The organism is Planctopirus limnophila DSM 3776 (assembly GCF_000092105.1).
Classification (GTDB): Bacteria; Planctomycetota; Planctomycetia; order Planctomycetales; family Planctomycetaceae; genus Planctopirus; species Planctopirus limnophila.
In genome coordinates this window covers 1492619-1518018 of the sequence record NC_014148.1, presented here as the reverse complement: position 1 = coordinate 1518018, position 25400 = coordinate 1492619, and the positions used below count along the sequence as shown (strand labels likewise).

Annotated in this window: 17 protein-coding genes; 8 read left to right on the top strand and 9 right to left on the bottom strand. The window is 53.9% G+C overall.

Annotation, left to right across the window (positions count from 1 at the left end; translation table 11 throughout):
- Positions 1-27: 27 nt before the first annotated feature.
- Positions 28-975, bottom strand: coding sequence for a site-specific tyrosine recombinase XerD (gene xerD / locus PLIM_RS06120; protein WP_013109451.1), 948 nt, complete (start codon positions 973-975; stop codon positions 28-30).
- 379 nt (positions 976-1354) lie between these two features.
- Between xerD and PLIM_RS06115 the strand changes: the two genes are divergently transcribed.
- The 4 genes from PLIM_RS06115 (at position 1355) to PLIM_RS06100 (ending at position 5628) form a co-directional block, all read left to right on the top strand.
- On the top strand, positions 1355-1939 hold the full coding sequence (locus tag PLIM_RS06115) for a rhodanese-like domain-containing protein (RefSeq protein WP_013109450.1): 585 nt from the start codon (positions 1355-1357) through the stop codon (positions 1937-1939).
- Between the two features lie 102 nt (positions 1940-2041).
- Positions 2042-3472, top strand: a complete 1431-nt coding sequence (locus PLIM_RS06110) for an MBL fold metallo-hydrolase (RefSeq protein ID WP_013109449.1) — start codon at positions 2042-2044, stop codon at positions 3470-3472.
- A gap of 29 nt (positions 3473-3501) precedes the next feature.
- Positions 3502-4374: a sulfite exporter TauE/SafE family protein gene (locus PLIM_RS06105; protein WP_013109448.1), complete on the top strand. Its 873-nt coding sequence runs from the start codon at positions 3502-3504 to the stop codon at positions 4372-4374.
- 60 nt (positions 4375-4434) lie between these two features.
- Positions 4435-5628 carry a methyltransferase domain-containing protein gene (locus PLIM_RS06100; protein WP_013109447.1) on the top strand — a complete coding sequence of 398 codons (1194 nt, stop codon included), beginning with the start codon at positions 4435-4437 and terminating at the stop codon, positions 5626-5628.
- Positions 5629-5666: 38 nt separating this feature from the next.
- Here PLIM_RS06100 and PLIM_RS06095 read toward each other — a convergent pair whose 3' ends face one another.
- The 4 genes from PLIM_RS06095 to PLIM_RS06075 form a co-directional block, all read right to left on the bottom strand.
- Positions 5667-7790, bottom strand: coding sequence for a thioredoxin domain-containing protein (locus tag PLIM_RS06095; RefSeq protein WP_013109446.1), 2124 nt, complete (start codon positions 7788-7790; stop codon positions 5667-5669).
- Positions 7791-7893: 103 nt separating this feature from the next.
- Complete coding sequence (locus PLIM_RS06090; RefSeq protein WP_013109445.1) at positions 7894-8382, bottom strand: hypothetical protein; 489 nt, start codon at positions 8380-8382, stop codon at positions 7894-7896.
- Positions 8383-8640: 258 nt separating this feature from the next.
- A complete protein-coding gene (locus tag PLIM_RS06085) occupies positions 8641-11274 on the bottom strand; it encodes a zinc ribbon domain-containing protein (RefSeq protein ID WP_013109444.1) in 2634 nt (877 codons plus the stop codon).
- Positions 11275-11587: 313 nt separating this feature from the next.
- A complete protein-coding gene (locus tag PLIM_RS06075; RefSeq protein ID WP_013109443.1) occupies positions 11588-12223 on the bottom strand; it encodes a universal stress protein in 636 nt (211 codons plus the stop codon).
- A gap of 393 nt (positions 12224-12616) precedes the next feature.
- Here PLIM_RS06075 and PLIM_RS22535 point away from each other — a divergent pair, with 393 nt between their 5' ends.
- Together PLIM_RS22535 and PLIM_RS06060 are read left to right on the top strand one after the other, a co-directional pair.
- Positions 12617-13174 carry an Hsp20/alpha crystallin family protein gene (locus tag PLIM_RS22535; RefSeq protein WP_013109441.1) on the top strand — a complete coding sequence of 186 codons (558 nt, stop codon included), beginning with the start codon at positions 12617-12619 and terminating at the stop codon, positions 13172-13174.
- The gene (locus PLIM_RS06060; protein WP_013109440.1) at positions 13164-13583 is read left to right on the top strand and encodes an Hsp20/alpha crystallin family protein; all 420 of its coding nucleotides are present in this window, start codon (positions 13164-13166) and stop codon (positions 13581-13583) included. The genes PLIM_RS22535 and PLIM_RS06060 overlap by 11 nt, the downstream gene beginning before the upstream one ends.
- A gap of 303 nt (positions 13584-13886) precedes the next feature.
- Here PLIM_RS06060 and PLIM_RS24080 read toward each other — a convergent pair whose 3' ends face one another.
- From PLIM_RS24080 to PLIM_RS06045, 4 genes are all read right to left on the bottom strand, one after another.
- Positions 13887-14258: a hypothetical protein gene (locus tag PLIM_RS24080; protein WP_013109439.1), complete on the bottom strand. Its 372-nt coding sequence runs from the start codon at positions 14256-14258 to the stop codon at positions 13887-13889.
- Between the two features lie 320 nt (positions 14259-14578).
- The gene (locus PLIM_RS06055; protein WP_230849413.1) at positions 14579-14908 is read right to left on the bottom strand and encodes a (2Fe-2S)-binding protein; all 330 of its coding nucleotides are present in this window, start codon (positions 14906-14908) and stop codon (positions 14579-14581) included.
- 132 nt (positions 14909-15040) lie between these two features.
- Positions 15041-16801, bottom strand: coding sequence for a hypothetical protein (locus PLIM_RS06050; protein WP_013109436.1), 1761 nt, complete (start codon positions 16799-16801; stop codon positions 15041-15043).
- 110 nt (positions 16802-16911) lie between these two features.
- Positions 16912-18783: a zinc ribbon domain-containing protein gene (locus PLIM_RS06045; RefSeq protein WP_013109435.1), complete on the bottom strand. Its 1872-nt coding sequence runs from the start codon at positions 18781-18783 to the stop codon at positions 16912-16914.
- A 461-nt stretch (positions 18784-19244) separates the two neighbouring features.
- On the opposite strand from PLIM_RS06045, the gene PLIM_RS06035 reads away from it, so the two are divergent.
- Together PLIM_RS06035 and smc are read left to right on the top strand one after the other, a co-directional pair.
- Positions 19245-21392 (top strand): flagellar basal body P-ring protein FlgI, encoded by a 2148-nt coding sequence (locus tag PLIM_RS06035; RefSeq protein WP_013109434.1) that lies wholly within the window; start codon positions 19245-19247, stop codon positions 21390-21392.
- Between the two features lie 62 nt (positions 21393-21454).
- Positions 21455-25222: a chromosome segregation protein SMC gene (smc, locus tag PLIM_RS06030; protein WP_013109433.1), complete on the top strand. Its 3768-nt coding sequence runs from the start codon at positions 21455-21457 to the stop codon at positions 25220-25222.
- Positions 25223-25400: the final 178 nt, after the last annotated feature.

Below are 25400 nucleotides of genomic sequence, written 5' to 3'. Positions count from 1 at the left end.
CCTCACGTTGGTGCAGGTCTTTTTCTTTTACCCGCGGGGGTGGCATTGTTTGTGGATGGCCTTGAGCCGGGAATGTTCGACATGGGTGTAGATCTGAGTTGTGCGAATACTGGCATGCCCCAGCAGTTCCTGCAGTGCACGAATTTCGGCTCCATTGGCCAGCATATGGGTGGCAAAACTGTGCCTCAAAGTATGCGGCGTGACCGCATCGCTTAATCCAATCCGTGAGGCATACCTCTTGACGAGTTTCCAGACCTGAATGCGGTCGATGGATCGACCAGATCTCGAGGTAAACACCGGACTGTCGAGGTTCGTTCCCGCGCGAGCGGGGCGCTCTCTGGCCAGATAGGTCTTCAGTGCTGAGACTGCGACTGGATTCAAAGAGACTAGACGCTCCTTATTCCCTTTGCCCACACAGCGGCAAAAGCCTTCGTCAAGTTGCAGATCGCGCATTTTCAGACTGCAGACTTCACTGGCCCGGCAACCCGTCGCATACAACACCGCCAGCAAAGCACGGTCGCGATAAGGATTCAAATCCTGATGCATCGGGGCATCGAGAAGACGATTAACCGCATCTTCTGAAAGCACCTTTGGCAAATGCTCCCAAAGCTTGGGAGAGTTCAGCAGATCGGCGACACTCTCTTTGAGAATCCCTTCCAGCATGAGATACCGAAAGAACATCTTCAGCGAAACCAGATGCCTGGCAATTGTGCTGGTCGCCAGTTTCAACTCGTGCAGATATCTCAAGTAACCCGAGAGATCCTGTAGCGTGATGTCTGTCACACGCACCACACCGGATTCATGGAACCAGTCGCTGAATCTTTTGATATCGCGCTCGTAGGAAATGACCGTGTTCCGCGCGAGCCCGCACTCCCCCTGAAGATAGGCCACAAACCCTTCGACATGAGTCGATGGCAAGGCCGTTGGTAGAGCACTGGCGACCGAATTCTGCACTGGCTTGAAGCGTGGTGGCATGGCGGTCTCCCGAAAAAGTGTCGCTCCCTCCTGTCAGTATCGGCCAGAGAGACTTTCAGAAGAGACACATCCGCACAGTTCCCGGTCGATTTCTGCCAAGCCGGCGCGAGCTCAGCGATCAGCGAAACTTTGACTGTTCGTTTGCGAGCCGGAAGCGGGGATTCACCGAAATGAACAAATGATTGCCGCATCTTATTACTTAAAAACACCTTACGTCGTAACCAATCTGGCGAATCAATGAGATCGGGCCAGCCGACACCAGCCCCTGGGGAAGATTTCTTCAAAGAAGGGATCGCTTTCGTCAATTTTCTGAAAGAGAACTGCACAGATCCAGTAACATAGTTCGACAGGTTCCTATATTTCAAACAGTGAGGTTGCCATGACGATCCCCACCATCCTGCCCATCGAACTGAAAACCCGCCTTGATGCTGCAGAACCAGTGACCATTATTGACGTTCGCACGCCCCTGGAATTTCAGGAAGTGCATGCTGAAGGTGCAGTCAACATTCCTTTGGATGAGCTCGAAGCGGAGAAGCTTTCCCGTTTTGTGAATCCTGAGAGCAAGACGGTCTACCTGATCTGCCGTTCTGGAGGTCGAGGCAAGAAAGCCTGCGAAAAACTCTTGGCCACAGGCCCTTGGCAGCCCATCAATATCGAGGGGGGAACTCAGGCCTGGGAGGCAGCCGGCCTGCCGGTTCATCGTGGCAAAAAAGTCATGTCGCTGGAGCGACAGGTTCGCATCGCGGCTGGTTCGCTGGTCGTTCTGGGCTGTGCCCTGGGAGCTTTTGTCACTCCTTACGCCTTCGGACTGGCTGCCTTTGTCGGAGCCGGTCTGGTCTTTGCCGGTGTGACCGATACCTGCGCCATGGGATTACTCATCGCTCGCATGCCCTGGAATTCGACTCCCCGCTCGACGCCCTCATGCAGTTTGAATCCCACGAGCCCACCGGTCACCTCTCATTAAACAGCTTTCTGACCTAGCGTCTTTCATCCCGCTGGAAGCGGGAACTCGGAGAAAGTGCGTCCATTTCGAAGTCGCTTTCCAAATCTCAACAGGAGACTCACCATGCTTCTGAAATATTTTTATGACCCGGCACTCGCCCATGCTTCCTATCTCGTTGGTTGTCAGCGCACGGGTCAGGCCCTTGTGATTGATCCTGGTCGCGATGTCGATGGCTATATTGCAACGGCTCAGGAGCAGGGCCTGAAAATCGTGGGGGCGGCAGAGACACACATTCACGCCGACTTTGTTTCCGGTTCACGCGAACTAGCCGATCGAGTTGGGGCGACGCTGTATCTCTCTGACGAAGGCCCTGCCGACTGGAAGTATCAGTACATCTCAAAACATCAGGTGCAACTGCTGCACGATGGTGATGTTTTTGGCGTCGGGAACGTGCAGCTTAAAGTGATGCACACGCCGGGCCATACCCCGGAACACATCTCCTTTGTGCTCACAGATGGTGGCAGTGGTGCTACCGAACCCATGGGAATCTTTACGGGAGACTTTGTCTTTGTGGGTTCAATTGGTCGACCGGACCTTCTCGAAACCGCCGCTGGTGTCGTGGGAAGTGCTGAAGTCGGCGCTCGCCAACTCTTTCACTCCATCAGCAAATTCATGTCGTTACCCGACTTCCTGCAGGTCTGGCCTGCCCATGGTGCCGGAAGTGCCTGTGGCAAAGGGTTAGGAGCCATCCCATCTTCCACAGTGGGTTACGAAAAGCTCTTTAACCCGGCACTGCAGATTCGAAGTGAACAGGCCTTTGTCGATTACATTCTCGATGATCAGCCCGAAACACCTCCCTATTTCGCCGTCATGAAGCGTGTGAACAAAGTGGGCCCTCAACTGATTCGTGAACTTCCTGCGGTTTCGCGTCTGAACATTGAACAACTGGTCGATGCCCAAAGCACCAGGCTGGTCATCGACACTTCACCGGCTGCGCTCTACGCCCAGAAATCGATTCCTCAAACCATCAACATTCCGGCAACCCAGTTGGCCCAATGGAGTGGATTCTTTGTGGACGATGGCGAACCAGTTCTGCTGATCTCCAACGCAGAAGGTCTGTCTGCTCAACTGAAAGCTCTGCGATCTATCGGCGTCGACAATATCCAGGGTTACGTCGATCGCTCCGATCTCGAACAGAATGATTTGGCAACGGCAGCCTATCGGTCGATTTCTCCGACAGAACTCAAAGAGCTCATGGAGAATCACTCCATCGAACTGCTCGATGTCCGCTCGGCACACGAGTTCGCAGAAGAACACATTGAAGGGGCCACGCACGCATTTCTGGGTGGGCTCCGAAAGTCCTCGAAAGAGTTGTCACCAGACGAAACCTTCGTCGTGCAGTGTCAAGCCGGGGGACGTTCAGCGATTGCGGCCAGCCTCCTGAGCCGCTCTGGTCTGAAGGTGATCAATCTGGCAGGTGGCCTCAATGCCTGGAAGCGAGCCAACCTCCCGGTCGTTCATCAGAGCGTGGACCAGCACGTTGTTGGTGCCTAGGGAGGAATCCCGTATGAGGAGACCAAGCCATGTTGATGTCGTGGCCTGAATGGATCGAGTTCAGCCTGCAGTTCAATCATGTTCTGGCCATCATCGCCGGGAGTCTGGTAGGGCTTTCACTGGGCCTGACGGGAGGTGGTGGAGCGATTTTTGCTGTTCCACTGCTTGTTTACGGGATGGGTGTGGATCCCCGTGAGGCCATCACGATTTCGCTGATCGCTGTCGGATTAACTTCTTTTACCGGATTTTTATCCCGCTGGCGGATGGGAGAGGTGGATCTCAAGACAGGATTCCTGTTTGCCCTTTCGGGCATGATCGGGACACCAGCCGGAACGTGGATTGCCAACCTGATTCCGGAGACCGTGTTGATGCTGGCCTTTGCCGGTCTGATGCTCATCGTCGCCGAAAGAATGTGGAAAAAAGCGACAAAGCCTTTCGTCAAAGATTCACTCTGCCAGCCGACTGGTCATGAAGAACTTGATGACCAGATGACATGCCAGCGCAGTCTATCGGGGCAATTGATACTTACTTCCCGATGCGCGGCACTGCTATTGATGGTCGGTGTGCTGACAGGTGTGATTGCCGGTCTGTTTGGTGTCGGCGGGGGCTTTGTCATTATCCCGGCCCTGGTGCTTTTCAGTGGTATGCCTATTCATAAAGCGGTGGGGACATCTCTGTTTGTGATTTCACTGGTGAGCCTCTCGGGAGTGATCTCTCAAACGGTTGCCGGACGAACTGTCGATCTGCAAATCACTCTTCCATTTGTCTTAGGCGGCCTGGCGGGTGTTGTGGCCGGACAGGCCTTCGCCAAGCGACTCTCGGGCCCCGCACTTCAAAAAACGTTTGTCGTGGCGATTGTTTTGGTGGCGACGATGGTCATTGTCCGCAATCTGACAGCTTGAAGAATTTCCTTGAACTTCGAAAATATGCTCAAAGCAGATACTCAGTTGGAAAGTATGACTATGAATTCACTGCGATATTCACTCGCGAAAAAGCTGCTGATTCCGGGCCTGTTTGTGGCGAGTCTGTTGATCAACTTCTCAACAGCCACTGTGGCTCAGGAGACGAGCGTCAAGCCCGGGATTAATCGCTCGTTTGAAAACGCTAAACCGCAGGAGTTCATCGAGAAGTTCGAAATCGAAAGCCGCGAGGTGTTTCACCAGCGTGAGGAGATTCTCAAAGCCTGTCGAATATCACCAGGTTCGGTCGTCGCTGATATTGGTGCCGGGACGGGTCTCTTCACCAGAGCCTTTTCACCGCTTGTGGGAGAACAGGGACGTGTGATTGCCGTCGATATCTCGAAGAACTTTCTCGAGCACATCCAGTCCACCAGTGAAAAACTTCGACAGCAGAATGTGGAAACAGTGCTGGGCAAGGACGTTTCTGCCAACCTGCCCGAAGGATCGATTGACCTCGCTTTTATTTGCGACACCTACCATCATTTCGAGTTTCCTCAAAAAATGATGGCCTCGATTTTCAACGCACTTAAGCCCGGAGGACGCCTGATTGTGGTCGATTTCCGCCGTATTGAAGGACAAAGTTCGGATTGGACACTCAGTCACGTTCGCGCAGGTCAGGATGTCGTCACACAGGAGATTCTCACCACGGGATTTCGTTATGTTGGTGAACGCTCAGGCTCACTGCGCGACAATTATCTGATCGAATTTCAGAAACCTGCCGGTGTGCCAGATCTCAAGTCGTCCATCATTCCTGGTATTGGCGGTGTGGCTGAACTGACTGGTGCCCCGGAAGCGCCGCGAACCGGCGCCAAAGTGATCTTCGATGTCACGGCATCCTCAGCTGCGGGTGAGGTCAACGCCGGACTGGAACGTGCTGCCCGCCTGCTGAATCTTTATGGGGCAGCCGGTCTCAAAGCGACCGATGTCAACATTGCCATTATTCTGCACGGTGATGCAGCACTTTCGATCCTGACGAATGACAAGGGAAGTGCAGCAGCAAGTCTTCCAAACCCGAATCTTGAACTGATCCAAAAGCTGAATCAGGCCGGTGTTGAAATCATGGTCTGCGGCCAGACCTTAGCCCGCAAGAAAATCGCTCACATGCAGGTCGGCGAAGGAGTGATCATTACGACATCGGCCATGACGACTCTCATAAACCGCCAGACCGATGGCTACAGCCTGGTACCGGTCAATTGATGCTGATGGTACTCATGCCAGATACTTTTTCTGCTGAGTTACTCATCTATGCTTTGTGCCAGCCCTTTGAGTCGGGCGATGATTGCTGCTTCCCCGACCACGGGGAGCTGGCAGACTCCCTTTTGACAGACATAGAGCACCGGTTCACTGGCAGGAGCCAGGCGCCCCTGCACCAGCCCGGCTGCCAGTGTCCCCTCCCATTGCGCTCTTCCTGTGAGAAACAGGACGTTCGGCAGGTACAGCTCATGAGCCACTCGCTGAACCGCATCCTGTTTCAAAGGCTCAGAATCCGTTGTTGATGTCGTCTCAGCGGGTACATACACACATTCGTAACTGGGACCCAGCCACCAATCGAGAGCGGCCAGCGAGTGGGCTGTGGCCATTGTGGATTGCTGCATCAGGCCCGAGGCAGCCTGAAGAACTTCATGTGCCAACTCTTCACTGCGGGCGTCTCCCGTGATTCGACCGAACTTCAGCAGTGCATTGGCCACAGCCGCATTGCCAGAGGGTGTCACGTTATCCTGAAAATCTCGACTGCGACTGATCAGTTTCTCGGCTTGACTGCTCGTAAAGTAAAAACCGCCCTGTTCATCATCATGAAACTCATTCACCAGGCGGTCGATCAGTGGAACAGCCCGTGATAACCAGGAGGGATCACCATCCGCCAGGAACAATTCGATCAGTGCTTCCAAAAAGCATCCATAATCATCCAGATAGGCACCATGCTTGGGCTGCCCCTTTTGAATCGAATGAGGCAAGCCATACGGCAGGCTCTCCGCCATGTCGAGAATCACGCGGGCGGCCCGTTGAGCGGCCTGAAGTGCCTCTTGATCATCGAGCACCAGTCCGGCACGGGCCAGTGCAGAAATCATCAAACCATTCCAGGCGACGATCAATTTTTCATCACGACCTGGGGCAATCCGGTTCTTTCTGTGCTCAAACAACTTCGTCCTCAGCAGAGAAAGCTTTTGCTCGAGGGCAGTTTCCGCCATGCCGAGTTCGCGTCCGAGTGCGGCGATCGTCTTCGGCAAATTCAAAATGTTATGACCTTCCCAGTTCCCTCCCGAGGTCACACCGTAGGCCCGCTCAAAAAGCCTCGAATCGTCATTCCCCAGTTCACTTCCTGAGAGGACATCGCGAATTTCGGACTGTGACCAGACGAAAAATCGCCCCTCTTCACCCTCGCTGTCAGCATCCTGGGCCGCACAGAATCCACCAGGTAGTTCGGCTCTGGGAACCTGCATTTCCCGTAATACATAATGCACGATCGACTGGGCCGTCCGGCGATAAAAATCAGTCTTGTTAAACTGCCAGCCATCGAGATAAGCCTGCAGCAACAACGCGTTGTCATACAGCATTTTTTCGAAGTGCGGCACCAGCCAGATTTCGTCTGTCGAGTAGCGGGCGAAGCCGCCTCCCAGGTGGTCATGAATCCCGCCTTTGGCCATGGCCGTCAGCCCCAACTCAGCCACTTCGGCTGTTTCCGTCGTATCGAATCGATGCGCGAGGCGCATGGCGAGCCGTAAATCCATCGCATGAGGAAACTTGGGGGCATGTCCAAAACCACCATTCACACGATCACAAACTCGCACCAGCGTGCGGCCAGCCTTCTCCAGCAGATTCTCATGGAGAGTCGTTGGTTCCTGTCGTTCAGAAAGTTGATCGTGGACAGTCATGGTTAATTGAGAGGCCTGCTCAGTCACCACTTCACGACGGTTCTCCCAGGCGTCGTGAATGGCGGCGAGGACTTCAGCGAATCCCGGTCGTCCGTATCGGCTGGTCGGCGGAAAATAGGTTCCTCCGTAAAACGGATGTCCCTGGGGTGTGAGAAAGACCGACATTGGCCAGCCACCCTGCTGAGTCATGGCAATCACGGCTGCCATATAGATCTGATCGAGGTCTGGCCGCTCTTCGCGATCCACCTTGATACTCACAAACCACTGATTGAGCAGTTCGGCAATGCGTGGATTCTCAAAGCTTTCGTGCTCCATCACATGACACCAGTGGCAGGCACTGTACCCAATCGACAGAAAGACTGGTCGATCGAGCTCGCGCGCAAGTCTCCAGGCTTCATCATCCCACGGCTGCCAGGCGACCGGATTCTGAGCATGCTGATTGAGATACAGGCTGGTCTCTGCCGCAAGGCGATTCACAAGATTCATAAGATTCACAGACCCTGATGAGATTTCACTGGCGGACAGAATGCTTCGATCGAGAGAGCATGCCACTCGTCACGCAGCACGACGCTTATCTTGCAGTATTGTATTACGAATGCACTGAATCTGCCTTGAAAGCCTTGGAATTCGTCTCGGGCAGAATCGTGATCTTCCAGCCTGAGGCAGAGTTCAAGAGCTGCATCTGACCGGCTATCTGTTGCTTCCCCAGATGATCTTGAAAGGCTATCTGCAGGAAATCTGGTAAGACAGGCGGCCCTTCCAGCGGCGAGAATTCGAATGGATCAGTCCATTGAAATTCCCCTTGAAAGACAATCGTCACGAAGCCGCGAGATGTGCCATCGGCGGCAGGAGTCACGGCCCCCTGATAATCGAGATAATGGGCCCTGTGGTCGGTATTCCGTTCGGCTTCAAACAAGCCACCCTGCCGGAACAATGTTTCCCAGGCCTTTCGATCGCCCGGAAATCGCCACGTCCAGCACAGCTCAAGACCATCGCGAGACTTGAGCCCGGGGACTTCGAGAAGAAAATCTCCATGATTTTCCGGCCAGTCATGTTCCAGCAGTGCGAATCGCGGCATGGCATCTCTTCGTCACTGGCAAACACAGCGTCTTTTGTCAGTACTCAATCTCAGTGTGCTCAACATGGATCTGATGCCGATTCCAATAAACAACTGCGCGGCGGGTGCCTGGGGTTGAGCGTCTTCGCGAACCCCCAGTTCGTGACAAAAATTGCTGGGGGTTCGAAGACTCAACCCCAGCCACCCCAGACCGAGGAGCGCAGATGAATACTGCAATTCGTATGAGTACCGGCATCATCCATGAATTTGGCTCTGTCATTATTTCTTGATGGGCATTGATAAGCCGCGAATCCAGGATAACCGCTCGGTGGCCTGTGGAAGTGTTTGCAGGTGAGTCACGATTTTGGCGGCTTCTCCCAGATGATGGGCAGCATGTGCCGCGAATATCGAGGCCTCTTCCCTCACGCTCAAATCGCTCGTCTGGCCGACCAAGACCAGTGCGGGCTCAACCATGCCTGCATCCTTTAGTTGACTGGCAAGAAGACTGGTCATCAAGGCTCGTGTGGGAGCATCAGCCTCTTTGAGCACAGTCGCAGCACCAGAACCATCTTTTGCCCCAAACCGAGAAGCGGCCAATAATGTTGCCGAGGGTGTAATCGCGCCAATTCTCGTGATGCCGGAATACCAGTCGGTCACTGCCTGGGCCTGTGTCGGTTCATTCGCTAACTGGAATGCCGTTGCCAACGAAGAAACCAGTTTCATCGAGATTTCGCTGGGAACCTGCTTCTGGACAGCATTTGTGTCAGATGCCAGCTCCTGTAGCTTCTTCCAGACGATCGCTTGACCGCCGGCTTGTGCTAATCGATCCAGAGCCTGGAGTTCGAGATCATATCGAATGGCGGCATGTTCTCGATAATTCAAAGTTCCCCGGCGATAGCTGGAGAAAGCTTGCCGGGCCGCATCTTCGGTTCGAATTCCCAGTTCATCTTTGAGTCGATCGCGAATACTGGCCACATCCGGGCCATTGAGCTGTTCCAGAAATTGATCGACGTAGTTCAATGCCGGGCCAACTCCTTGCAGTGTCGCTAAAGCTTTACTCAGTGCTGCATCACAACCAGCGGCATCTCCCGCCAACTGACAGGCGATGGAAACCTCTGCCCAGGCCACGAAGAGGCGTTCTAATGGCGCGATCGCTGGCAGCTGTGGATTAATCAGCCCCTGGGTATTGGGCCAGGTGACGGGTGACGGAAGTTCCACAGATTCAAGGAGTGCCTGGGCCTCCTTGATGAGCCCCAGTGCTGCGGGCTTCGAAACGGCAGCGGCGGCAGCTGCTCCCCGCGCGAGAATATAGGCTTTCGAAGCTGGTAATTTCATGACAGGAGCGTTGGCACCCCAGCTTTCGATTTTGGCCTTTAGTGCTTCAGCAGTGATGTCTGGTGCTGCGGTTGCGCCTTCGAAAGCAGCGATTTCACCCAGAGTTTCCAGCTGTCGAACTTCGGGCTGGCTGATGGCCCAGGAGATGGCCTTCTCGCTGAAACCATGCGCTGCAGCCGATCGAGCCATTGCTGCAGCCTGCGGCTCAAACCAGACAACTCCGGGTCTGGTCGATGTCACCTGTGCAATTGAGCCTGCGAAGTCATCCAGACCTGCCTGAAGTAAACTGGCGACCTGACCATCCTGGCGTTCCAGTCGTTCGGCGACCTGATTGGAATCAATCAGCCCCGGCTTCCATGTGGAAGCGTAGTCATTCGCCAATTGGGTAGCTTTATCGGCTTCCCCCGTGGCAATCAGCAGGCTCCCCAAGCGCGATGCAAAAATCAGCCGGGCTCGACCATTGCCAGGCAGTTTATTGACAAGATTGTAGCCTGCCAGTGCTGAAACTTTGGCTGCTTCGCTGTTTCCCGCTCGAAGTTGTGCCCAGCCCAGTTCTGTGAGAATCGAGATCTTGTAGAAAGGGACATTCTGCCCCACACGATCAAAGGCCACGGCCTGCTCTTGTGCTTTTTCAATGTTGCCGAGAAGCGCATAGGCTTCCGCAGCCATTTGCCGAGAAAAGGGCAAGCTGCGATTCTGGCTCCCCCTGATCAGGACTGTCTTCTCAATGAGAATGGGCAGCTCTTTTGCAAGATCAACAGTCGAGCTGGCCGCGGTTTTCGTATCGCCCGGGTTGGGTTTTGTGTCTGTTGTGGTCTGTTGGTTTCCGTCGGGTGTGCCGGAATTCTTGGTTTGATTACTTGTGTTATTGGCGGCAGGTGCGGTTTCGGCCAGCAGGCGAGCAGCTTCCTCCGGAGTCATCCGGTTGACTGCCACAGGACTCGCAGCTGGCTGGCCTGCCACAAAGAAAGCTACGATGCCGCCAACGATGCAGATCGCGGCAGTTCCTCCACCCAGCAGAATATAGTTTGGCTTACGTGGAGGTTCTGGCGGCTTTTCGGGTTCGGGTGGAGGCAATTGCGGGGCATCAAAAACAGGAACCAGACATTTGGGATTCGCGCACTTGACTCTTGTGCCCGCTGATTTTGGTGAGATGTACCCGACAGTCTCACACATCGGGCAGACGATCCGAAATGATCGCTGCTTGGTCGCTGTGGCCACCGCAACGGTCGTAGCGGCTCCCGTATCCGTTTCGAACGGAAGATCATCTGCCCCCGAAGTTTGACCAGCAGAAGCTGAATTGCTGGAACTCTTGTTGACAGCACCACGATTCACTGTGTTGGTGGCACTTACTGTATTGGCGGCACTGGCAGAAACAGATTTTGGAGACTGCGCAGCTTTGGATGCAGCCGGTTTGGCCGGTGCGCCACCAGGTCTGGGGCCACCTTTCATCGGTGCACCACAAAAGGGGCAGTCAACGGCATCATCATCCAGGACCGACTGCTTGCAACTGGGACAGACAGCGAAGTCCATAGCAGAATCTTTCAGCGTGGTGACCTGGTACCTGAGAGGTACCATGCGGAACATCATCCGCAATACAGGAAAGGATCAGCGATTGGAAACCAGACGATGGTTTGACGACAGTTTCAACACCAGTACGCCTGTTAAATCAGATTTAACTTCATTTTATGCCTTGAACCCTGTGAAAGCGAGAAGACAACAACATCATCGACTCGATTTCACCAGTTCCGCCGCCACGAGACGCCGCTGGCACCCGGTGATATGGCGTTCGTTGTGTCCGATCGATTCCACTTGAATCCAATGGGACACAACTCACAACGCAAGCACACACCATGCATGGCCGAAACCCAATCATTCGAGGCAACGAAGTCTAATCAACCAGCAGGACACTTCGACCTGAAGCGGCTCGAATCACCTTATCGGCGACACTGCCAATCAGGTTTTCGGAGAGATGTTTGGCACCACGGCGACCAATGACCACCAGGTCGTAGTTCCCACTGGTCATCTCTTCGATCAGGCCGGCAGCGGCGGCCACCTGGCGAGATTCAGGAGTGGCATCAGCGACGTACAGCTTGATATGAATGGCTGATTCCGGCAGACCACTCTCCAGCAGCTTGGCCTTGGCTTGAGCCAACGCCTCTTCTCCGGCCGAACGCGATTTTTGCGACCATGCCGAAGCAAGCTCATTGGCGTGCATGCCCACTTTTTCGCTGATTTCGAAGACATGCTCAGGAAGTGATTCGCAAACTGTAAAAAGTGTCACTGAGTTTGACTTGGAGTGGCCTAAACCAAGTTCAGTCACGCGGGAGATCGCTCGGTCTGATGATCCCGATGCATCGACACAAAGCAGCAGTTTCACGGTGTCATCCTCAGGCTGTAAGTTGGAGATAAAGGTCACGATCGCCCGGGCCTCACGATCCATCAGCACTTTTTCAAGGCGACGGCGCAAGCCCCTGCGGCGAATCATATCAATGACAGTAAAGATGTTACCCCGTGAGGCTTCCATTCAGCAAACGTCATTGATGAATCCTGGCTTGAGCCTCACGTTGAAAAGTTGAGTGAATTTGTCGCTCACCCGACGGCACGATTTCGAGAGGGGGAGATCTCCCTCGTTTAAGTGCGGGCTATTTCTCTCGAATCTGGCATGGAGTAGGCCGGTGAGCAGGCGAAATTCAGCATCACTCTGAACCTGCCATAGTGGCAGATGATTTCGAGCGGAATTCCCTTTTCCACCGCCAAAGGCCTCGCTCGGCATTTGCGCCCTGATTCTGGTCTTGCTCTATAACTCAAATTGCTGAATACCTTTGTGTCGAATCAAAGATTCGCCCAATGAATCACACCTGACTGGCATGTCAGTTGCGTCTTCAGAGATTTGATGTGGATTCAGGAGTAAAGCAATATGGCCATCTTTCGATGGGGAAATGCCTGGCAGGCCATGGAGAACTTCGAGCAGGAGGTCGATTCCCTGCTCGCTGGTGTTCTTCAAGGACTGCGCGTTGTCAGACATTACCCTGCTGTGAATCTCTATGAACTTCCTGATCAACTGCTGATAACCGCAGAGTTGCCCGGAATTCGTCTCGAAGAACTCGATATCAGCGTCAACGAAGGTTCCCTCACGCTTAAAGGGCGGCACCTCGGCCCGGAAGGTGTTCCCGACGAAGCCTTTCGCCGGCAGGAACGACCTCGCGGCAAATGGCAGCGTACTCTCAAGCTGCCCGATGGTATTCGTGAAGAAGCGGTCTCGGCACAGTTTTCCAACGGTGTGCTCCTGATTCGTCTGCCTAAAGTGCCTCCCAAACCCGCAAGGCAAATTACGGTTACGGCTGTTGCCGAAAATCCTCCTCCCGTCGAGTCGGTCCCAGAAGCGATCCCCACACCGGCGCGGAGAATCGCGACTGAGCCAGGTCAGGTCTCCGGATTGATCGAACCCAAGGAAAGGGAATCTCATGAGAGCTGAACAACCTGAGATTCCGTCCGGTCGAGCATCACTCCGTCACCCGGGAGATGCCGCTATTGAGCAGCCGGTCGAACAACAAGTGGTCTTCACACCGCCGATTGATATTTTCGAGCGGCCGGATGGCCTCATTCTGCTGGCGGATCTGCCGGGTGTCACGCTGGAAACATTAGAGCTGCAGGTTCAGGATAACCGTTTAACACTCTACGGTCGTGTTCAGACTCAATGGCTGGAAGGGGTCCAGACTCTTCATCAGGAGTATCCCATCGGGCACTTTTTGAGATCATTTATTCTCAATGACGAAGTGGACCACGAGAAAATCACAGCCAGACTCGCCCACGGCGTGCTGGAGGTTTTCCTCCCCCGCGCGACGAAGGCCATCCCCAGGAAGATCGAAGTCAAAACCGACTGATACTCATCCCGAAGATCAACGGCGCGTCAAGAGTCGATTACGCATGCCTGCTCCGCAGGGTGGAAGAGGTTGCCCGTCTGCGAGCTACCTGTGGGCCGGAGGCAAACGAGGTTTGGCTGGCGTAAGAACTGTCATGTGAGTCTCCGAAGATCTCAGATGCGACTCTGCCAGTGCCCTCTTGTGGCTTGGCTACCCCGGTAGAAATCGGAATTTCCACCGGGGCCACCCTGCGAGATTTCCTGAATTCTGAGTTGTGGGTAATGACATAAACATTTAACAGGTGCGACCCGGACTTTACGTATCTCAGTTCAAAACTGGCAGATCCTTGCGAATCCCATCACTGACGAGATCCTCAACAGAAGTCATACCTGAAAACTGAAAATTTGCTACATCAAGGTAACCATCAACCTCCATGAGAGGAACCTCTTCAACGTCATGAACCCCCTCACAATTAACTACAACAACACATCCTTCCCTATTTCTATAGCTGTCGTTCAATGATTCAACAGAAGCCCGTGCTCTCTCAAAAGCCATATCTCTACTAGACGCCGTTGTGAGAAAAGACTTAATATGCGTCACATTGATGTCTGAGTTTTCGACATGCACAGACAGGACGAAATGAACAGTAAATAATTTCTCACAAAGACTGTCAAGAAATTTAACTACTTGCTCCACAACGCACGCTCCAATCTACACACAATATTACACTATGATTCTCAATTGTTTCCCACCACTGTAACTAGCGCCTTAAACATCATCAAATTCTTTTGTTTGGCGGTTGTTGACTAACACGAAGTGGGTCAGCAATAACAATAAATCCATCATACCCAATAAGAAACTGCAAATCGCAGAGTGGCACAGGTTGCTCGTCTGCGAGGTACCTGTGTGCCGGAGGCATAAGAGTTTTGGCTGGCGCAAGAACTGCCATGTGAGTCTCTCAGGATCTCAGATGCGACTCTGCCAGTGGCTTCGCCACCCGGGTAGAAATCGGAATTTCAACCGGGGCCACCCAGCGACTGCTGGTCGGATGGCTGCTGAAGAGTTGGTTCTGTGGTGACGCCTGGCAATGGGATGGCACCTGCCGCTGGTTTTCCGTGACCTGCCCGGATATAGGCCGCACGAGAGGTCGCATACTCTTCGAGGGTGATTTCCGGGGCTTCTTCTGCGTGGGGATCCAGTCCACCCGATGTCGAGTGCATGCGCCCTTGTGACTCCTCAAAGTACCTTTTGAGATACTTACGACACCAGCCGCAACCCGTCCCTGCACCTCCACATTCACTGACCTGGCTGGCCACACGGGGGCGGTGGACACGAATAAAGTTCATCACCTTCCGCTTAGTGATATGGAAGCAAAAGCAGATCGTATCGTCCAGTTCCATCATCAACCTTTGAGTACTCAATCTGTGCTGCGGATCCTCCATTGATCAGTGAGGACCCATCGCAAAAAGTCCGTCAACTTATGGAACCGCCACTTCGCGAGGTTCTTCCCCTGTTGCCGGGGGCTGGCCTGGGACGACCTCGCTGCTGAGTTGTATCAGTAACTGACCATCCTGAAGACTCCACCGGGCCTGAGAATCGCGAAAGATCTCATGGAGCAGATTCTCGATCGAAACTTTTTCGAGATCGATGGTGATCTTCTGATCAAGAATCTCCACGAGTTCTGCCGGGAGAGGTCCCTCTGGAGTAACGACTGGAGCCCCCAGAAGATCAGCGGCTGACTTCACCAATCGTCGGCGAGCAACAGGTTCATCCGTCCGAAATCTCAGGAGCGACAATCCCAGATTAATCTTTAAATCCTGCTTCTGTACGACCATCGCGGGGGGCAAGGGAGCCTGAGCCGCAGGTGGAGCGATCACTTCGGCCGTTGAGGATTTTTCCCCATTGCCATGCGGTTTTTCAGCAGCAGGATCATCCTTTTCTGGACTGATCCCGGTGGGAGCTGAAGAATGACTGTCGGCCACAGATTCACTGCCGCCGGGAGAATCTGCCATGGGCACGGTCCGACGAGATGCGGTGCTGGCGGGAAAAAGTGGAGCATCTGGAGAGGCGGCCTCTGCGAGATCAATCCCCTCAGCCATTGTGAACATTCGCCTCATGATGACTGGATCTGTCAACTGGTTCAGTTCTTTGACACTTCCATCCGCCATGAGGAGCAATTGTCCCGATTGCCCGACAATTCCAAAGCCATCCGGCCCGTCAATCACAGGTGCCGCTGTCAGCGAACGAATACTCCCCTTGCCTCCGCTGGCCCAGGAGGCAAGATCTTTTTTCACGGAAGCGACCATCGCCGTCTGACTCAATCCATCGAGAATGTCGCGCTGACGGGTGGTTCGACCGTACGCAAATATCCCCGCATACTCAGAACTTGCAGGTAAGTGGGGGCCATCAATGCCGACTCCCGCCACACCGACCAGTTGAGTCGCTGGATATCCATCACTGCCCATGAGGCCCTCCTGCTCATTGATCAGGAGGGAATTCATACGACGACGCACAAATCGATCGTGAGTCGGGCCGCGCCATGAACCATCAAAAGGTGGTGGCACGATTGTCGGCTGAGTCTGAGCGACGTATCGGTTCAGCCAACCCCAGGCATCCTCCGGGTTCTCACTCTTACCAGTGGTGGCAGCAGGAAATGCTCCCTGGCTGGCCAGTTGGCCAGAGAGCCACTGTCCCAGGCCAGCGAGCTTTTCATGCGAGGCAGGAGGTGGCTGCGGCACGAGTTCTTTTTCACCCGTTGTTTGACCGGGATCGGAATTCTCAATTGGCTGGACAGGCTGTTTCTGTGAGTCTTCATTCGGTTGCTGAGTCACTAACCCGCGGGCCTGGTGTTCCCGACGCGAAAAGGACTGCACGATGACCATCACGATACAAAATGTGATGACTCCTGATCCGATCCAGGCCATGACAAATGGCGAAGGTGCTTTCAACTGCCGGCCGCCCACACGCAGGGTACCAGCCCCCTGTGGTTTGACGATTGCCGGGCCTGTTGACGCATGCACCCCTATCGTTTGCTTTTCCAGATTCGATTTCGCTGAATGGCTTGTCGCTGCGGATTGTCGGGCGTACTCCTCTGGAAGGATGACTTGCCATTCATCGTGCCCAGTCACGAGCGGCACAATGGGCGCAGCACAGCTTGGGCAGGGAATCTCCCGACCGACAAACTTCCGATCGCGAATACGAATCGGAGCCAGGCACTTAGGGCAGGCAGGAAATGGCATTGAGCCCACCAGATCAACAAAGTTTCGCCAGATCGAAAATCAACACGCTCAGTACAAGAGACGCTAACGCCTTGAGTGAAAATTACTTAACGACATGTTCAAGGAGTCATTTACTCCTTGGGGAAGACATAAGGGGTCAGCTTCTGCGTTTCCGCGACAGGATAGGTCGTTACCAGGACTCGATTCTGCTTCTGATCAATCACCAGGCACATTTTGTCGTATTTTTTCAGAATTTCAGCCAGGGCTTTATTGGCACTCACCTGAGTCAACTGAAACTCTTGAGGCATGTTTTTGGTGTAACCTGAAAGCTTGAGAGCATCACCATCGATATCGATGGTGATCTTCAACTCATCGGCCACATAGGCAAATGCTTCCTGGAGAGGCGTTCGCCGGAAATCAACATCAATGACCTTACTCAAAGCCTCAGGAAGTTTGGGGCCTGCTGCGGGAGCGTTCGTTTGTGCCATGGTCTGGGCTGCAGGCTTACGCGAGAAATCAGTGCGGGTCGATTCATCCCACGCCAGCAGTGCTGCTAGCGCCAGGTTGGGTGCCGCTCGTTCGGGTAATGGTGTAATGACTTCGACATGATGCGAGCCGACTTTGGTTCGACTGGCCATACTGAAGGCTCTGGCCATCGCTGGAAATCGGCCAATCAACTGACGCTTACCCATCTCCCGCGGTGACATGGACTGAACGGCACTCAGAAAAATCTGCGGCAACGCATCGAGCTTCTGATCGATCAGCTTGGCCAGGCGATTGGGCTGAATGACATTCGAGTTTCTCAGCCACATGTGCGAGAACAAACCTTTCTCACTTAAATGCAGGCTCCATGCGGCTGCTTCGACATCATCACCCAGCCAGTCCAGCATTTTGTCGAGCATCGGGCGGGCGGGAGCGGGGACCAGAAATTCGGCATCGAGCCGGACAGCCAGAGGTTCAAACACAACTGTCATCTGCCGACTGGAATCGAGTAATGGCAGCAATTCTTCAATTCCGCCAATCGTCGGATTGGGATTGGTCGAAGCCTGAGCCATCTCGGGGGCGAGTTCAATCGGAGCAATGGCCATGGTTTTGGCATCACTGGAAAGCAGGTAGCCTAATTTATCGGTGAGATAGATCGGATACCCATTCGTGTCATCGCGCTGACCGCCGTACTTTTCGAGAAAGTCGCTCTTTTTAATGGGCTCCACGAAAGTAAAGACGGCAGCGACACTGGGGGCCATGCCTCGTTGTGTGGGTATCAGGCAGAACGTGGCCTGCTCGACGTTGGCAGGTTCTACCCCGGAGTAGAGCTTGATCTGTGCTGCGGCGAACTCGGCAATGGGCCCCAATGAGTAGCGAACCTCTTCTTCCAGCGTATTCGCTTTCCAGAGATCAGCGGGACGCAGATGGACAATCACTCGTGTTCCCGCAGGGACATAACGGAGCACGAGTGGCTGCTTCGTGGTGGGTGGCTGAAACTCGATGGAGTCAATTGTAAATTTGGGAGCTGCCACAGGAGTGGTGGCGGTGAGATTCACGGCTGGTTGTAACTCGGCGGGATTGGGCGAGAAAGCTGCTGGCTTGCCGACAGCGGACGACCCGAACGAAACATAAGCAACGGCGGCACCACCAGCCACCACAGCAAGTGCCAGGATCGGGCCGACCAATCGGTTGACTAGACTTTTGGGCTTACGCTTGGATTTCATCGAGCGAATCGAAGTCGGTTCGACATCAAGACCGGGAAAGGCCCCTGGAAATCCCGCCGGCTGGGTCATTGGCTGGGTCATCGGTTGTGCCTGAGCAGCTACAGAAGCTGCCGACCGGATGGGTTCAGCCGCTGGGGTTTCATCAACGGCTTCTAACACCACTTCCGGCGGTTCTTCCATCACGAAGACATGCTGGCATTTAGGACACTTCCCCTTGCGGCCCAGCATACGACGATCATGAATCTTCAGTTCCCGCTGACAGGCGGGACAAGTGATAATCAGGCTGGCTGACATCGTGAATTTATCCTTCTGCAAGCCGGACAACGATTTTTCCGAGCCTGCAATAACCATTGAGCTGATCGCAATCGCGGATGAGGCCAGAGCCGTCGTCGGCAATGAGTTCCAGTGAATGACAGTTTAACAGAACCCAAACACGCTGACGACAAATCTTTTCAATATCTCAACTTCCAGAAATTCTTCGCCTGGCCCATGATCCGTCGATCAACCTCGTCTTGACCTGATAGACCCCCGGAAACTACTCTTCAGAATCAAGGTCTACCTTCCTCCTGCTCACGTCAATTCTCATTCCCCTCTCTTTCCATAACGTTCCAGCCTGCCATTTGAGTTTTCACCTCAAGTTTTTCGCCTTCAAACTTATCGATTTTCGAGTGGCAAGACCCTTTGCCAACACGATTGATCCGTTCTCGTTTGCATAAAAAGCGTGCCAACAGGCCGCTTCCCGCCGGGAGTTCTCCATGATCTCTGGACATCGATTTTGCTGGTCGCTGATTGTGCTGTTAGCCACCACAGGCTTTTGCGCTACTCACATGGCGATGAATCCCTTCAAGTTCGGGAAATCTGAGAAGTCCAAGGCCGCATCGGAATCGAAATCTGAAGAAGAGATCGAGGATGAATTCGCCACAAAAACCGAAACTCCTCTGATTGGAACTTACGCCAGTTTCGCAGGGCTTGAGCCTGTGATCCTTGAAGGTGTCGGTCTGGTGGTCGGCCTGAATGGAACTGGTGGAGACCCTGCTCCTTCGCAATTCCGCTCGTTGCTGCTGGAAGACATGAAGCGGAGAAATGTTCCCAATCCCAACCAGATTCTGGCTTCGCCGAACACGGCACTTGTGGTCATTAAGGCTTACCTGCCACCTTTGATTGAAAAAGGGGCCACCATCGATGTGGAAGTCAAAATTCCCGAAAGTGCACAAGCCACCAGTCTTGAAGGTGGCTATCTGCTCGACTGCGATCTGACGGAGCATGCGTTTGTTCCTGGGCGTGGTGTGCTCGAAGGACATACTTTTGCCAAGGCCAAAGGCCCGATCCTCACTTCGTCTGTCCTGGGTGGCTCGAAATCGGAAGTCGAGCTGCAAAAGCGGATGGGGCGAGTTCTAGGTGGCGCGACTGTGCTGCGCGAACGCGATCTGGCGATTTTTCTGCGGAACGATGTGCGGTCTGTCCGTAACTCTTCGCGTATTGCCGAAGCGATTGGCATTCGCTTCCATGATTACGACAAATCGGGCATCAAAGTTTCGATGGCTGAGGCCAAAACCGATCAGAAAATCATTCTGAAAATTCACCCCACCTACCGCGAGAACTACCCCCGCTACCTGCAAGTGATTCGGAGCATTGCCTTTCGAGAAACAACGGTCACTCGCCGGGTCAGATTGCAGAAGCTGGCGAAAGATATCTTTGAACCAGATAAAGCCGAGAGTGCCTCGTTACAACTGGAAGCTGTGGGTAAGGATGCAATTCCGACATTAAAGGGAGCACTGGAAGCCCCACTCCTGGAATGCCAGTTCTATGCGGCTGTCGCATTGGCCTACTTAGGGGATACCTCAGGCGTGGATGTGCTTGAGAAGTGCGTTCGGGAAGAACCAGCATTTCGCGTGTTTGCCCTTTCTGCACTTTCGACGATCGAAGACGCCGAATCGTATGTCAAACTTCGCGAACTCATGAGCGAACCAACGGCAGAGACTCGATATGGCGCCTTCCGGGCCATGTGGACGGCTTCTCGCGAGGAGCCTTTCATCCGCGGAATTCCACTCAAAGATAAGCAGTATCAACTGCATGTCCTCAAAACAACTGGCCAGCCGATGACACACGTCACGCTACGAACACGACCGGAAATCGTGCTGTTCGGTGCCGATCAGGAGTTTATTGCCCCCATGTACGCGACGGCTGGTCGCGGCATTATGGTCACGATTCCCCCTGGCAGCCGTACGGTCTCCGTCGCGAAGTTTGCTGTTGGCCAGGCCGACGAACGGAAAGAAACCTCTCTCAAAGTGGCTGACGTGATCTACGCTGCTGCCGAGATGGGCGCCAGTTATCCAGATATTGTGCAACTTCTGGTGCAGGCGAATCGTCAGCAGAATCTTCCCGGTGAGTTTGCTATGGATGCACTCCCGAAAGCCGGGCGTTTTTATAGTCGCCCCGATGCTGATGGATCGCTGCCAGCCAGCCGTAAAGCTCGCGTGGGCCGTGAAAATCTCTCACCCAATATGTTCCCCATCTCCCCCGAAAAGGCTATTGGTGAAGAATCCGATCCCCTGGCACTCAAGACCGATGCAGAGAGTCTGAAGGCCGTCTCGCAGAAGCCTGATGCCAGCGAAAAGAGTCTGGCAGATAAGAATGCTGAGCCTTCGATGGCGAGTGTGAAAACCGATGGTTCCGAGAAGAAACCGGCCTCCAGAAAAACACCGGAAAAGAGCTCGGAGAAGAACGAACCAAACTCGGGGCTGCCTTCTCAATCTGAGCCGGATGACTCCCCACGAGCTGAGAAAAAATCGTCCTCAAAACCGACAGCCGATCGCTCCGCTGCCGATGATGAGCCAGATTCATCGTCAGAGAAAATCCAGTCTCGCTGGCTCCCTGCGTTCAAACGTACTCCTGTGAAATAAGACAATTCCTCGGGGTATGTGATTCCGGTTGTTGATGTTCCATTGTTTCAAGTGTTCTTCCCATGCTCAAAGCGCTGGAACTTTTCGGCTTCAAGAGCTTCGCGGATCGAACACGTTTCGATTTCGCCTCGGGGATCACGTCGGTTGTTGGCCCCAATGGCAGTGGAAAAAGTAACGTCGTCGATGCTCTGAAGTGGATTCTTGGCGATCAAAGTGCCAAGAGCCTGCGCGGCAAAGAGATGACCGATGTGATCTTCAACGGTTCGGCTGGACGAAAACCCAATGCCTATGCCGAAGCCACATTAACCTTTGATAATTCCTCGGGCCTCCTGCCGATTGAAACTCCCGAAGTGACTGTCGGGCGGCGCATCTGGCGAAATGGAGAAGCCGAATACTTAATCAATCGGCAAAACGCGCGGCTCAAAGATGTTCGCGATCTTTTCATGGGAACTGGCGCTGGTGCGTCGGCCTATTCGATCATCGAGCAGGGGCGAGTCGATCAGATTCTTCAGGGAAACCCCTCCAGTCGGCGTGCTGTTTTTGAAGAAGCCGCGGGGATCAGTCGATTTCGAACTCGCGAGCAGGAAGCACTGCGCAAACTCGAGCGTGTCGATCAGAACCTGTTGCGACTGACAGATATTGTTGATGAAGTCGAAGGCCGGTTGAACTCGACGCGCAGCCAGGCCGCTAAAGCCGTCAAATATCGGGAACTCCATCAGGAACTCACTCGATGGTGGCTGGGCCTGGCGGCAGACGATACGCGGGCTTTGCAATTCCAACTGAATGAACTCGCTGCAAAGATTGTGGCTCTCGATGCCGAGCGGGAAAATCTGACCAGCGAGCATCAGAAGATCGAAGCCGATGAAAAACTGACCGAGCACGAGTTATCCGCACTCGATGGAGAGATTCGTCAGGTCAACGAGAAGTTGAACGGCCTGCGACAGGAAGTTGCTGGGGATCAGGCGACTGTTCAGTTTCTCAAATCTCGGATGAGTGAGCTCGAAAGCGAACTGACACGTCTCTACCGCCAGCGGGTCATGCTCGCTCAGCGATATGATGCTTCATTCCAGGAAATTCAGTCTTCTGCAGCTCGATCTGCTGAAATTCAGACAGAATATGCCCAGCGCCGGGAGAGTTTTGAGAAACAGCAAACACAGTTGGTTCATCTCGATCAGCAGCAGGAAAGTGACTCAATTCAACTGCAGTTACAGGAACAGCAGTTGCGGGAACTTGAGCGCAAGACCCAGCAGATCGAGAGTCAGTTAACACAACTGGCGGCACAGACTGACAGTCAGCAACTGGCATTGCTGATGAATGAACAGCAAATCGAAGAACTTCGAGAAAAGCTGCATCACGCTCAGCAGAAACGGACAGTGCTTCACGCCGAGATGAATCTGGCCTCGACGCATCATGCACAGACGCTGGAACATCTCAAAAGCGTGCAATCTCAGAGATTCCAACTGATTGGTACTCAAGACAGTGCTCGCGAAAGATTGTCCAGCCTGCGTGAACAGCGCAGTGCTGCCATGGCCAGAAAATCAGTACTTGAAGATCTCGAATCGCGCGAAGAGGGTCTCGGGATTGGTGTGCGTGAAATTCTGCATCGAGCCCGTACGACAAGGCAGGCTCCGTGGGATTCCGTCGTCGGAAGTCTGTCCGATCTTCTGGATGTCGATCTCAATGATGCCGCTCTGGTCGAAGTGGCACTGGGCTCGCGCGCCCATATCATTGTGCTGCGAGAATACCAGCCACTGCTGGATTACCTGGGACGCAGTCAGGCTCAACTTTCGTCGCGGGTTCAGTTTCTGGCGATCCCCGAAACAGAAGGATCTGATTTCCGTCAGCCAGCGTGGCAGGGAACCCGATTCATTCACTTCCCACTCGATCACCGTCGGCTGGTTTCTCTCGATGGACAGCCGGGTGTTGTCACTCGGGCCGATCGTCTGATCCGTCAGGAACGTGGTGTCCATGGACTGGCGGCGGCTGTCCTGGCAGATACATGGATCGTTCATGACCTGCCGACGGCAGTCAGACTTTCCGCAGGGGAAGGGCAAAGCTGTCGGTTCGTCACTTTGCAGGGAGAAGTTCTCGAAGCCAACGGCGCGATTGCACTGGGAACACTACGCACAGATACCGCGGTCATCCCGAGAAAAAGCGAATTGCGTCAACTGCGCATCGACATTGCACGCCTGGAGCGGGAGATCGAGCGGCAAGAACAATCGGTGAACATCACTTACACCCAGTTGTCTGCTGCTGACGCCTCTCTCGAAGCCGCCGCAACTGAAGCGGACACGGCAGCCACACGACTCGCCGAGGTGCGTTCACAGGTTTCGTTGGCCGAACAGATCGAACAACGACTGCAGTCTGAACTGGAAAAAGCCCATGCCAACCGTGCTGCCGTAGAAACTCAATTACTCCATTTACAGACTTCTCAAACCGAATTCACTGAAGAGAAAACTCGTCTCGAAGAACAGCGCCGTTCTCAAGAGACCGCACTCCAGAAAGCTCGTAACCTGCTGGATCAGACCGCGCTGGCGCGCAGGCAACTCATCGAGGCCATCAATCGCGAACAACTGGAACTGGCGACACAGGCTGAACGCCTGGCTGGCTGGCAAAAGCAAAGTGCCCGTCTGGCCGAAGAGGTGCAAAGCCGGTTGGCTCAGCGCGATGAAGCCGAACGTCGGGTTCAGGAAGCCTTGGCGACGCGATCCGAGTTGACGCTGCAGATGCTGAATGCTTCCGCTCTGACAGACGAATCGATGATCGAAATTGAAAGCCTGGCGATCACTTCCTCCAGACTCGAACACCAGAAGCAGTCGCTCCGTTCCAGCCGCAGCCAGACACTGCAATTAGAACTCAAATTACGTCAACAAGAGCGAAAACTCGACGATGAGCGGCAAGCGATCGTCATGCGGCAACGCGATCTGGAACATGCGTTAGCTGCCATTGCCGAGCGACTTCAGGAAGAGGGGCATCCGCAACCTGCGGAACTGGCGGCTTCGGAACATAGTGCGCTGAAAAACTATCGGGAGCAGCGTTTATCAGCACATCATGAAACCGCCTCAAGCGAAGAAGAGACAGCACCGTTAACGAGCTCTGATCTGGCTTTGGAAGACATTACTTTTGAGGCCATTCGCCCCGAAGTCGATGCACACGTCCAGCGATTAAGACGAAAACTCAAACTGCTGGGGAGTGTGAACACAGAGAGCCTTAATGATCTCGAACAACTGGAGCAGCGCTATCAACAACTGGCGGCACAACTTCAGGACCTCGTGGAAGCGAAAGCAACGTTAGAAGACATCATCCGGAGGATCAAACAGGAGAGCCGTAAGCTCTTTGCTGAAACCTTTGCCACGATTCGCACCAACTTTCAGGATCTTTTCCGAAAGGTCTTTGGTGGCGGTGAAGGAGATATTGTTCTCGAAGATCCCAATCAGATTCTTGAATGCGGCATCGATATCAAGGCTCGGCCTCCAGGGAAAGAACTGCGCAGTATTTCGCTGCTTTCAGGTGGCGAACGCACGATGACAGCCATCGCGCTGATCATGGCGATCTTCCGCACCAAGCCCAGCCCCTTCTGCATCCTGGATGAAGTGGATGCAGCCCTGGATGAAGCCAACGTCGAACGATTTACGGCTGTCATTCGCGAGTTTCGAGAAGACACTCAGTTCATCATGATTACTCATCACAAGCGATCGATGGTCGTCGCTGATGTGCTGTACGGTGTCACGATGGAAGAATCTGGTGTCTCGAAACGAATGTCTGTCCGTTTCGAAGATGTCTCCGATGATGGCCACTTCCGCCCAGCGACATCTTCAGGTGCGGCCTAAATCGGATTTCAATCAACAACTGCACTTCTGGTGGCTGGGATTGAGTCTTCGAACCCCCAGCCACTTTGGGCAAGAACTGGGGGTTCGCGAAGACGTTTGGCCTCAGCCACCCCATAACCATCTTCAGGTGCGGCCTTAGTCGATTTGAGTTGCGGTCATCGAGCAATTCTCTGCGAAA